The 11872-nt window shown below is 62.8% G+C and carries 7 protein-coding genes; all 7 read left to right on the top strand.

What is annotated here, in order from left to right; genetic code table 11:
• Window positions 1-51: 51 nt before the first annotated feature.
• Window positions 52-834 carry an ATP-binding cassette domain-containing protein gene (locus tag EN914_RS09155; RefSeq protein ID WP_023760533.1) on the top strand — a complete coding sequence of 261 codons (783 nt, stop codon included), beginning with the start codon at window positions 52-54 and terminating at the stop codon, window positions 832-834.
• A 232-nt stretch (window positions 835-1066) separates the two neighbouring features.
• On the top strand, window positions 1067-3535 hold the full coding sequence (locus EN914_RS09150; RefSeq protein ID WP_024503694.1) for a glycogen/starch/alpha-glucan phosphorylase: 2469 nt from the start codon (window positions 1067-1069) through the stop codon (window positions 3533-3535).
• Between the two features lie 107 nt (window positions 3536-3642).
• Window positions 3643-5856 (top strand): 1,4-alpha-glucan branching protein GlgB, encoded by a 2214-nt coding sequence (gene glgB / locus EN914_RS09145; protein ID WP_024503695.1) that lies wholly within the window; start codon window positions 3643-3645, stop codon window positions 5854-5856.
• Window positions 5857-5908: 52 nt separating this feature from the next.
• Window positions 5909-7174 (top strand): glucose-1-phosphate adenylyltransferase, encoded by a 1266-nt coding sequence (gene glgC, locus EN914_RS09140; RefSeq protein ID WP_013532699.1) that lies wholly within the window; start codon window positions 5909-5911, stop codon window positions 7172-7174.
• A 3-nt stretch (window positions 7175-7177) separates the two neighbouring features.
• Complete coding sequence (glgA, locus tag EN914_RS09135; RefSeq protein WP_024503696.1) at window positions 7178-8623, top strand: glycogen synthase GlgA; 1446 nt, start codon at window positions 7178-7180, stop codon at window positions 8621-8623.
• Between the two features lie 3 nt (window positions 8624-8626).
• Window positions 8627-10255, top strand: a complete 1629-nt coding sequence (locus EN914_RS09130; RefSeq protein ID WP_024503697.1) for an alpha-D-glucose phosphate-specific phosphoglucomutase — start codon at window positions 8627-8629, stop codon at window positions 10253-10255.
• Window positions 10256-10454: 199 nt separating this feature from the next.
• A partial coding sequence (locus EN914_RS09125; RefSeq protein ID WP_127389054.1) for a glycogen-debranching protein occupies window positions 10455-11872 on the top strand: 1418 nt, incomplete at its 3' end.

Raw genomic sequence — 11872 nt, 5'->3', positions numbered from 1 at the left:
CATCGGCGCCGTGGCAGTCGACCAATGGATCAGAAAGGTGTCGGCATGACCATGACCCAGGAACCCATCCTCACCGCGCGTGGCCTGATCAAGCGCTATGGCCGTGTCACCGCCCTCGACAATGCCGACTTCGACCTTTATCCCGGCGAAATCCTCGCCGTCATCGGCGACAACGGCGCCGGCAAGTCGTCGCTCATCAAGGCGATTTCCGGCGCGGCCGTGCCCGACGAAGGCGAGATCCGGCTTGAAGGCAAACCCGTCGCCTTTAAATCGCCGATGGAGGCACGCGAAGCCGGCATCGAGACCGTCTACCAGAATCTGGCACTGTCGCCGGCGCTCTCGATCGCCGATAACATGTTCCTTGGCCGCGAGATCCGCAAACCGGGTTTTCTGGGCGATTGGCTGCGTATGCTCGACCGTCCGGCGATGGAAAAGCGCGCCCGCGACAAGCTTACCGAGCTTGGCCTGATGACCATCCAGAACATCAGCCAGGCTGTGGAAACGCTCTCGGGGGGCCAGAGGCAGGGCGTTGCGGTGGCGCGCGCGGCCGCCTTCGGCAGTCGTGTGGTGATCATGGACGAGCCGACGGCCGCCCTTGGCGTCAAGGAAAGCCGCCGCGTGCTCGAGTTGATCCTCGACGTCAAGAAGCGCGGCCTGCCGATCGTGCTGATCTCGCACAACATGCCGCATGTGTTCGAAGTGGCCGACCGCATTCACATCCACCGGCTCGGCCGTCGCCTCTGCGTCATCGATCCCAAGCAATATACGATGTCCGATGCCGTGGCCTTCATGACCGGAGCAAAGGTTCCGCCCGAGGCAGCGCTGGCGGCCTGATACATGTCGCCCAAGTGCTGGAGGGTTGGCGGCACGGCAAGCACGGAACAGGAATTTGAAGCGCATCGCGCGACCGTCTTGGCGCGTCACACTTGCGAATTGCCAAATTGCCGCAGGGGGCGTGCCGGTTCGGGCTTGTTTAAATCGATTGAATATATAGCGGTATCAGCTAGCATGGGCTGGGAGGAGCGATGAAAGCCGGTATGATCATGGCAACCGCACGAGAGGCATCATGACGAGCGCGATGACATCCGAACCCCTTCCTCCACTGCTCGAAAATCCTGATCCCAAGACACTCGCACGTGAAGTCTTGGTGGCCCTCAAATACCGGGTCGGCAAGGATACCACCGTTGCGACCCAGTACGACTGGCTGACCGCCTCGATCAAGGTCGTGCGCGACCGGATCGTCGATCGCTGGATGCAGGCGACGAAGGAGGCGTACGATCAGAAGGAAAAACGCGTCTACTATCTGTCTCTGGAGTTCCTCATCGGCCGCCTGATGCGCGATGCCTTCTCCAATCTCGGCCTGATGGACAACATGCGCGAGGCCCTGTCGTCCCTGGGCGTCGATCTCGATCTCATCGCCGCACTCGAGCCGGATGCCGCACTTGGCAATGGCGGCCTCGGGCGGCTTGCGGCCTGCTTCATGGAAAGCATGGCGACCGTCGACATTCCCGCGCATGGCTACGGCATCCGCTATGCCAACGGCATGTTCCGCCAGGAGATTCACGACGGCTGGCAGGTCGAATTGCCTGAAACCTGGCTCGATCACGGAAACCCGTGGGAATTCGAACGCCGTGAGCGCTCGTTCGAGGTCGGTTTCGGCGGTTCGGTGGAATCGATCACCTCCAAGGACGGCCGCCTCGAACGCCATGTCTGGAAGCCGACCGAGCATGTGCTGGCCGTCGCCTATGATACGCCCGTCGTCGGCTGGCGGGCCAACCGCGTCAACACGCTGCGGCTCTGGTCGGGCATGCCGGTCGATCCGATCCTGCTCGACAAGTTCAATGCCGGCGACCACATCGGCGCGCTCGCCGAAAGCAACAAGGCCGATGCCTTGTCGCGCGTGCTCTATCCCGCCGATTCCCACAAGGCCGGGCAGGAACTGCGGCTTCGGCAGGAATATTTCTTCTCCACCGCATCGCTGCAGGACATCGTCCAGCGCCATCTCAGCCAATATGGCGACCTGAAGTCCTTGCCCGACAAGGCTGCGATCCACCTGAACGACACCCATCCGGCCATCGCTGTGCCGGAGTTGATGCGCCTGTTGATGGACGTCCACGGCATGGACTTCGATCAGGCCTGGGACATCACCCAGCGCACCTTCGGCTACACCAACCACACGCTGCTGCCCGAGGCGCTGGAAAGCTGGCCGGTGCCGCTGTTCGAGCGGCTTTTGCCGCGCCACATGCAGATCGTCTATGCCATCAACGCTGAAGTGCTTCTGGAGGCGCGTGCGTCCAACCAGTTCTCGGACGAGCAGATCGGCCGCATCTCGCTGATCCAGGAAAATGGCGACCGCCGGGTGCGCATGGGCAATCTGGCCTTTGTCGGTTCGCACTCGATCAACGGCGTTTCGGCGCTTCACACCGACCTGATGAAGGAGACGGTGTTCGCCGATCTGCACAAGCTCTATCCCGATCGCATCAACAACAAGACCAACGGCATCACGCCGCGGCGCTGGCTGATCCAGTGTAATCCCGGGCTGACGTCGCTTGCCCGCGAGGCGATCGGCGACCGCTTTCTCGATGACATCGACGCCATCAAGGATCTCGACGGTTTCGCCGGCGATGCCGCCTTTCGCGACAAGTTCGCCGCCGTCAAGCGAGCCAACAAGGCGCGGCTGGCCAACCTCGTCGCCGACCGGCTCGGCATCAAGGTCGATCCCTCGGCGCTGTTCGATATCCAGATCAAACGCATCCACGAATACAAACGCCAGCTTCTGAATATCCTCGAGGCGATCGCCCTCTACGACCAGATCCGCTCGCATCCCGAGCGCGACTGGATGCCGCGCGTGAAATTCTTCGGCGGCAAGGCGGCGCCCAGCTACCACAATGCCAAGCTGATCATCAAACTCGCCAACGATGTCGCCAAGGTCATCAACCGCGATCCGGCCGTGCGCGGTCTGCTGAAGGTGGTGTTCGTGCCGAACTACAATGTCAGCCTTGCCGAGATCATGATGCCGGCCGCCGATCTGTCCGAACAGATCTCGACCGCCGGCATGGAAGCGTCGGGCACCGGCAACATGAAGTTCGCGCTGAACGGTGCGCTGACCATCGGCACGCTCGACGGCGCCAATGTCGAGATCAAGGAATGCGTCGGCGACGACAACATCTTCATCTTCGGCCTGACCACCGCCGAGGTCGCCGAGCGGCGCAACAACGGCTACGATCCGCGCGCCGTCATCGAAGGCTCGCCTGAGCTGGCGCAAGCGGTTGCGGCTGTTTCGTCAGGCGTCTTCTCGCCGGACGATCCGGAGCGTTACCGCGATCTCATCAACGGTCTCTACAACAGCGACTGGTTCATGGTTGCCGCCGATTTCGATGCCTATGCCGCCGCCCAGCGCGAGGTCGATGCGGTCTGGCGCAACAGTCCCGACTGGTACGCCCGGGCAATCCGCAACGTTGCGCGTGTCGGCTGGTTCTCCTCCGATCGCACGATCCGCCAATATGCGAAAGAAATCTGGAACGTGCCTGTCTGATGTGATTGCATGAGGCCGCAAACAATGTGGTCCCGGTGATGTGAATTGAATGTCGGATTCACATCACTAGAAACAAACACTTGGTGCCCGGGGAGGGACACTGCCTGATGAAGAAGCCGCGCGCGACCGCTGCGACAAGCGGGCCGGATGGACTGGCGCCAGCCGGCGATGTCGCGGCGATTGTTGCCGGCACGCACGGAGATCCCTTCGCCGTCCTTGGTGTCCATGAGGTCGGCAAGAGCCTGTATGCCCGGTGCTTTGTTCCGAATGCCGAATTCGTCACCGCCTACACGCTGACCGGCACCATCGCGGGTGAACTGTCCAGGCGCGACGATGGCGGCTTTTTCGAAGGCAAGCTCTCGATCAAGAAGCGGCAACCCCTGCGCTATCATGCCAGGAACGCCGGCGGCGACTGGTGGCTGACCGATCCCTATTCGTTCGGTCCGGTGCTGGGCCCGATGGACGATTACTACATCGCCCAAGGCTCGCATCTCAGGCTGTTCGACAAGCTCGGCGCCCATGTCATCGATCACGAAGGCGCCACCGGAGTGCATTTCGCCGTCTGGGCTCCCAATGCGCGGCGCGTCTCTGTGGTCGGCGACTTCAACGAGTGGGACGGCCGCCGGCACACCATGCGAGACCGGCGCGACACCGGTATCTGGGAACTGTTCGTACCCGACATCGGTGCCGGACGACCCTACAAATACGAGATCATCGGCCCCGATGGTGTGAGGCTGCCGCTGAAGGCCGACCCGTTCGCCTTCAAATCCGAACTGCGTCCGGCTACTGCTTCGGTCGTGGCGGTGCCGCCGGCGCACGAGTGGGGCGACGAGGCGCATCGCAATTTCTGGCGCAATGCCGATCACCGGCGAGAAGCCATCTCGATCTACGAGGTCCATGCCGGCTCCTGGCAGCTTCGCGACGACGGAACGTTCCTGTCATGGGACGAGTTGGCCGACCGGCTGATCCCCTATGTGGTCGAGACCGGTTTCACCCACATCGAATTCATGCCGATCTCTGAACATCCCTACGACCCGTCCTGGGGCTACCAAACGACCGGCCTTTACGCGCCGTCAGCCCGCTTTGGCGACCCGGACGGCTTTGCCCGTTTCGTCGATGGCGCCCACCGCGCCGGCGTCGGCGTCATCCTCGACTGGGTGCCGGCACATTTCCCGGTCGACGCGCATGGCCTGGCCAATTTCGATGGCACCGCGCTCTATGAACATGCCGATCCGCGCAAGGGTTTTCATCCCGACTGGAACACCGCGATCTACAATTTCGGCCGCCGCGAGGTGGTGTCGTTCCTGGTCAACAATGCGCTGTTCTGGGCCGAGAAATACCATGTCGACGGTTTGCGCGTCGACGCGGTCGCCTCGATGCTCTACCTCGACTATTCGCGCAAAGCCGGCGAATGGATCCCCAACGAGAAGGGCGGCCGCGAGAATCTCGAGGCGGTCAGCTTCCTGCAGAAGATGAACAAGGAGGTCTACGGCCATCATCCGGGCGTCATGACCATCGCCGAGGAATCGACCTCATGGCCGAAGGTCTCGGCACCGGTGCATGAAGGCGGCCTCGGCTTCGGCTTCAAGTGGAATATGGGCTTCATGCACGACACGCTGGAGTATTTCTCCAAGGAGCCGATCTTCCGAAAACACCACCACAACGACCTCACCTTCGGCCTGACCTACGCCTTCTCGGAGAATTTCGTGCTGCCGCTCTCGCATGACGAGGTCGTGCACGGCAAAGGCACGTTGCTTGGCAAGATGGCCGGCGACGACTGGCAGAAGTTTGCGACGCTGCGTGCCTACTACGCTTTCATGTGGGGCTATCCCGGCAAGAAGCTGCTGTTCATGGGACAGGAGTTCGCGCAGCGCCGCGAATGGAGCGAGGCGCGCGCGCTCGACTGGAACCTGCTTGAATTCCGGCCGCATCGCGGCGTCTGGCAGACGGTGCGCGATCTCAACTATCTCTACCGTTCGCGCCCGGCACTGCACGGCCGTGATTGTGAGCCGGAAGGGTTTTCCTGGCTGATCGTCGACGACAGCCAGAATTCGGTTTTTGCCTGGCTGCGCAGCGCGCCGGGCGGCAGCCCAGTGGCCGTCATTTCCAATTTCACGCCGGTGCCGCGCGAAAATTATCGCGTGCCGTTGCCGACATCAGGCAAATGGCGCGAGATCATCAACACCGACGCTTCTGAATATGGCGGTTCCGGCAAGGGCAATGGCGGCATGGTCGAGGCGCGGGCGGAGGAAGGAAGCATCGCCGCGACGATGCTCTTGCCGCCGCTGTCCACGATCATGCTCGAGCTCGTCGCCGACTGAACCCATCGACACTGAGTAACATGTCGAGATCGAGTAACTTGGGAGGGTAGAAATGGCAGACTTGAAACGGACCCAGCCGCTGGCGCGCGATGCCATGGCCTATGTATTGGCCGGCGGCCGTGGCAGCCGCCTCAAGGAACTGACCGACCGGCGTGCCAAGCCGGCCGTCTATTTCGGCGGCAAGACGCGCATCATCGACTTCGCGCTCTCCAACGCGCTTAACTCCGGCATTCGACGCCTCGGCGTTGCCACCCAGTACAAGGCGCATTCGCTGATCCGTCATCTGCAGCGCGGCTGGAACTTCCTGCGCCCCGAGCGAAACGAAAGCTTCGACATCCTGCCGGCCAGCCAGCGCGTCTCGGAAACGCAATGGTATGAGGGCACGGCTGACGCCGTCTATCAGAACATCGACATCATCGAGGCCTACGGACCCGAATACATGGTCATCCTAGCTGGCGACCACATCTACAAGATGGACTACGAGATGATGCTTCGCCAGCACGTCGACGCCAATGCCGACGTCACCGTTGGCTGCCTCGAAGTGCCGCGCATGGAAGCCACCGGCTTCGGCGTCATGCATGTCGATGGCAAGGACAACATCATCGCCTTCGTCGAAAAGCCCGCCGATCCGCCCGGCATTCCCGATAAGCCGGAGTTTGCCTTGGCCTCGATGGGCATTTACGTCTTCAAGACCAAGTTTCTGATGGAGCAGTTGCGCCGCGATGCGGCCGAGCCGGGCTCGAGCCGCGACTTCGGCAAGGACATCATCCCCTATATCGTCCAGCACGGTAAGGCGATCGCGCACCGCTTCGCCAAGTCCTGCGTCCGTTCGACCGCCGAGAACGAGGCCTACTGGCGCGACGTCGGAACGGTCGACGCCTATTGGGAAGCCAATATCGACCTGACCGATATCACGCCGGAACTCGACCTCTACGACCGCGACTGGCCGATCTGGACCTATGCCGAATTGAAGCCGCCGGCAAAGTTCGTGCATGACGAGGATGGCCGCCGCGGTTCGGCTGTGTCTTCGCTGGTTTCGGGCGATTGCATCGTCTCGGGGGCTTCGCTGAAAAAAAGCCTGATCTTCACCGGCGCGCGCATCAATTCCTATTCGACGCTCGAAGAAGTCGTCATGCTGCCCGACGTTCATGTCGGCCGGAACGCAAAGTTGAAGCGCGTGGTCATCGACCATGGTGTTAGGATACCGGAAGGGCTGGTGGTCGGCGAAGATCCTATTCTCGACGCCAAGCGCTTCCGCGTTTCCGAAAAGGGCATCTGCCTGGTCACCCAGGACATGATCGACAAGCTGGGGCTCTGACGCATGCAGGTTCTGTCGGTCACGCCGGAAATTTTCCCGCTCATCAAGACCGGTGGGCTTGCCGACGTGACCGGCGCGCTGCCAATTGCCTTGGCGGCCAAGGGCGTGACCGTGCGCACGCTCATGCCCGGCTTTCCGACCGTCATGGCTGCCTTCAAGAAAAAGCGGGCGGTTCTGCAATACCCCTTGCTGCAGGGCGGCAAGGCCTCTGTCCATTCCGTCCAACTCGCCGGGCTCGAACTGTTCGTGCTCGATGCGCCGCATCTGTTCGACCGTCCCGGCGGCCCCTATGGCAATGCGACCGGCGTCGACTGGCCAGACAATTGGCGGCGTTTCGCGGCGTTGAGCCAGGTCGGCGGCGACATCGCCGGCGGCGCCATCTCGGGCTACCAGCCCGACATCGTGCACGCCCATGACTGGCAGTCGGCGATGACGCTGGCCTATATGCGCTATGGCAAGGCGGTCGGCGTGCCTTCGATGATGACCGTCCACAACCTCGCCTTCCAGGGCCAGTTCGGCGCCGGCATTTTCGGCGAGCTTGGCTTGCCGGCGGCGGCGATGGCGCTCGACGGCGTCGAATATTATGGTGGTGTCGGCTTCCTCAAGGCGGGCCTGCAGGCCGCCTGGGCGATCACCACGGTCAGTCCGACCTACGCGCAGGAAATCCGCTCGCCCGAATTCGGCATGGGCCTCGACGGCCTCATCAACATGCGCTCCAGCGATCTCCATGGCATCGTCAACGGCATCGACACCGGCATCTGGGATCCGGAAACCGACAAGCATCTGGTGTCCAACTACACGGCCAGCACGCTGAAGGCGCGCGCACCCAACAGGGCTGCCGTGGAGGACCGCTTCAACCTTGAGCGCGATGACAGCCCGATCGTCTGCGTGGTCAGCCGCCTGACCTGGCAAAAGGGCATGGACATATTGGCGCTGGTGGTCGACGGCATTGTCGCGACGGGTGCGCGGCTCGCCATCCTGGGATCGGGCGATGCCGGTCTCGAAGGCGCGCTGCTTGCCGCCGCCGCCAGGCATCGCGGCCGCATCGGCGTCGTCGTCGGCTACGACGAGGGGCTGTCGCACATCATGCAGGGCGGCTGCGACGCCATCGTCATTCCCTCGCGCTTCGAACCGTGCGGGCTGACGCAGCTTTACGGCCTGCGCTATGGCTGCGTGCCGGTGGTCGCGCGCACCGGCGGCCTCGCCGACACGGTCATCGACGCCAATGAGGCTGCCGTCTCTGCCGGCGTCGCCACCGGCTTCCAGTTCGCGCCCAACAATGGCGGCGCCTTGCTGCACGCTATCCGCCGCCTCGTCGACGCCCATGCCAGTCCGACGGTCTGGGAATCACTGCAGCGCCAGGGCATGAAAGCCGATGTGTCGTGGGACAAGAGCGCGGAAAAATACGTCGAACTCTATCGTTCGCTGCTTTCGAAAAGGGTTGCCTGAAGCATGATACGGACCGTTCCCACCAAGCCTTATTCCGACCAGAAGCCCGGCACGTCGGGCCTGCGCAAGAAGGTGCCTGTCTTTCAGCAGGAGCACTATGCCGAGAATTTCATCCAGTCGATCTTCGACGCGCTCGACGGTTTCAAGGGCAAGACCCTGGTGATCGGTGGCGATGGCCGCTTCTACAACCGCGAGGTCATCCAGAAGGCCATCGCCATCGCAGCCGCCAACGGCTTCGGCAAGGTGATGGTTGGGCAGGGCGGCATCCTGTCGACGCCAGCCGCTTCGCATGTCATCCGCAAATACAAGACCTTTGGCGGCATCATCCTGTCGGCCAGTCACAATCCGGGCGGCCCGCATGAGGATTTCGGCATCAAGTACAATGCCGGCAATGGCGGCCCGGCGCCGGAAAAGCTCACCGACGCGATCTTCGAAAAGACCAAGGCGATTTCGAGCTTCAAGATCGCCGATATCGATCCGATCGACATCGACACAACAGGAACGGTCAAGGCCGCCGACATGACGGTCGAGATCATCGATCCGGTCGTGGACTATGCCGAACTGATGGAAAGCCTGTTCGATTTCGACGCCCTGCGCAAACTCTTCAAGTCCGGCTTCCGCATGCGCTTCGACGCCATGCACGCGGTGACCGGTCCCTACGCCAAGGAGATCCTGGAAAACCGGCTCGGCGCGCCCAATGGCACCTGCCGCAATTTCAAGCCGCTGCCGGATTTCGGCGGCCACCATCCGGACCCGAATCTTGTCCACGCCAAACACCTCTATGACGAGATGATGGGACCGGACGCACCGGATTTCGGCGCCGCCTCGGATGGCGATGGCGACCGCAATCTGATCATCGGCAAGGGCATTTTCGTCACCCCGTCGGATTCGGTCGCCATGCTCGCCGCCAATGCGCGTCTGGCGCCCGGCTACAAGGCCGGTTTGAAAGGCATTGCCCGCTCGATGCCGACCAGTGGCGCGGCCGATCGCGTCGCTGAAAAACTCGGCGTCGGCATCTATGAGACGCCGACCGGCTGGAAATTCTTCGGCAATCTGCTCGATGCCGACATGGCGACGGTCTGCGGCGAGGAGAGTGCCGGCACCGGCTCCAACCATGTCCGCGAAAAGGACGGCCTGTGGGCGGTGCTTTTGTGGCTCAACATCCTTGCCGCGCGTGGCGAAAGCTGCAAGCAGATCGTCACCGAGCACTGGGCGACCTACGGGCGCAATTACTATTCGCGGCACGATTATGAAGAGGTCGAGAGCGACCGCGCCAACGCGCTGGTCGACGAACTGCGTGCCAAGCTCGGCTCGCTGCCTGGCACCAGCGTGCGCGGCCTGAAAATCGCCAGTGCCGACGATTTTGCCTATCACGATCCGGTCGACGGTTCGATCAGCGAGCATCAGGGCATCAGGGTTCTGTTCGAAGGTGGTTCGCGGGTCGTCTTTCGGCTGTCCGGCACCGGCACGTCGGGCGCGACGTTGCGCGTCTACATCGAGCGCTACGAGCCGGACAAGTCTCGGCACGATCTCGACACCCAGGCCGCCCTTGCCGATCTGATTGCCGCGGCTGACGATATTGCCGGGATTCACAGCCATACCGGCCGCCCCAAGCCGAGCGTGATCACTTGAGAGTGGCTGCGCGCGTTTCACCTTCTCCCCTTGTGGGAGAAGGTGGCCGAGCGAAGCTCGGTCGGATGAGGGGTGCTCCAGCTTGGCGCAAACCGATGTCCAGATCACTAACGCCGCGTTCCTTCCAACACCCCTCATCCGTCTCGGCGCTGCGCGCCGATCCACCTTCTCCCGCCAGGGGAGAAGGTGAGGCGCGGGCATGACCCAGCTCGGCGCCACAGTCACCCGCGAAGGCATCCGCTTTGCCGCCTGGTCGCAGGCCGCCCGTCGGCTTTGGGTCTCGATCTTCGACGAGCAGGGCATGCGGGAAATCGAACGGCTCGAACTGCAGCGGGAAGGCGAGGGCGTCCACGCGCTGTTCGTTGCAGGTCTTGGCTCCGGAACCCGCTACGGTTTCCGCGCCGACGGGGACTATGCGCCGGAGCATGGACTGTGGTTCGACCCCGACAAATTGCTGACCGATCCCTACGCCGTCGAGATTGACAGGCCTTATGCCTACGACTGGCGGCTGGCCGATCGCCGGGGCGAGGGGGGCGATACCGCGTCGCTGATGCCGAAGGCGATCGCGGCTGCGCTACCGAAGCCTGTGCAGGCTGCGCCGCCGCTCTTCCGCGCCGGCGGCCTGGTCTACGAAATTCCGGTGCGCGCCTTCACCATGCTGCATTCGGACGTTCCCGAAAAATTGCGCGGAACAGTCGCCGCACTTGCTCAACCGACGATCGTCGAGCACCTGAAAAAACTCGGCGTTGGCGCGGTCGAACTGATGCCGGTGACCGCGTCGATCGACGAGCGGCATTTGCCGCCGCTCGGGCTGCGAAACGCCTGGGGCTACAATCCCGTGACGTTCATGGCCCTCGATCCGCGCCTTGCGCCGGGCGGCATCATGGAACTGCGAAACACGGTCGCTGTGCTGCGCCAGGCTGGTATCGGCGTCATCCTCGACCTCGTCTTCAACCACACCGGCGAGAGCGACAGGCTTGGTCCCACGCTGTCGCTGCGCGGCTTCGACAACCTGGCCTACTACCGGCACACACCTGATGGCAGGCTGGCCAACGACACCGGTACCGGCAACACGGTCGCTTGCGACCATCCTGTGGTCCAGGAAATGGTCCTCGACACGCTTCGCCATTTCGTCAGGGATGCCGGTGTCGATGGCTTCCGCTTCGACCTCGCTCCCATTCTGGGGCGGGTCGAGGGCACATTCGATGCCGAGGCGCCGCTGCTGAGAGCGATGCGCGATGACGCACTGCTGGCCGATCGCGTGTTGATCGCCGAGCCGTGGGACATCGGCCCCGACGGCTATCAGCTCGGCAATTTTCCAGCGCCTTTCCTCGAATGGAACGACAAGTATCGCGACGATGTAAGACGGTTCTGGCGTGGCGACGCCGGCATGGTCGGCGCCCTGGCGACCCGGCTCGCCGGTTCGTCAGATGTGTTTGCCGCGAACGGGCAAGGCGCCAGCCGCAGTGTCAATTTCATCGCCGCCCATGACGGCATGACGCTCGCCGACATCGTGCGCTACGAGCGCAAGCACAACGAAGCCAATGGCGAGCAGAACCGCGACGGCCACAATGAAAACCTGTCCTGGAACAACGGCGTGGAAGGTGATGCGGACAA

Origin of the sequence: Mesorhizobium sp. M7A.F.Ca.CA.001.08.2.1 (genome assembly GCF_003998455.1) — a bacterium.
Lineage (GTDB): Bacteria > Pseudomonadota > Alphaproteobacteria > Rhizobiales > Rhizobiaceae > Mesorhizobium > Mesorhizobium ciceri.
Note: the sequence above shows the minus strand (reverse complement) of the source record. Positions and strands in the feature narration are given on the sequence as shown.

Excerpts from the sequence above, each read along its gene's own strand:
- EN914_RS09155 (WP_023760533.1), top strand. The coding sequence starts at position 52 with ATGACCCAGGAACCCATCCTCACCGCGCGTGGCCTGATCAAGCGCTAT.
- EN914_RS09150 (WP_024503694.1), top strand. The coding sequence starts at position 1,067 with ATGACGAGCGCGATGACATCCGAACCCCTTCCTCCACTGCTCGAAAAT.
- glgB (WP_024503695.1), top strand. The coding sequence starts at position 3,643 with ATGAAGAAGCCGCGCGCGACCGCTGCGACAAGCGGGCCGGATGGACTG.
- glgC (WP_013532699.1), top strand. The coding sequence starts at position 5,909 with ATGGCAGACTTGAAACGGACCCAGCCGCTGGCGCGCGATGCCATGGCC.
- glgA (WP_024503696.1), top strand. The coding sequence starts at position 7,178 with ATGCAGGTTCTGTCGGTCACGCCGGAAATTTTCCCGCTCATCAAGACC.
- EN914_RS09130 (WP_024503697.1), top strand. The coding sequence starts at position 8,627 with ATGATACGGACCGTTCCCACCAAGCCTTATTCCGACCAGAAGCCCGGC.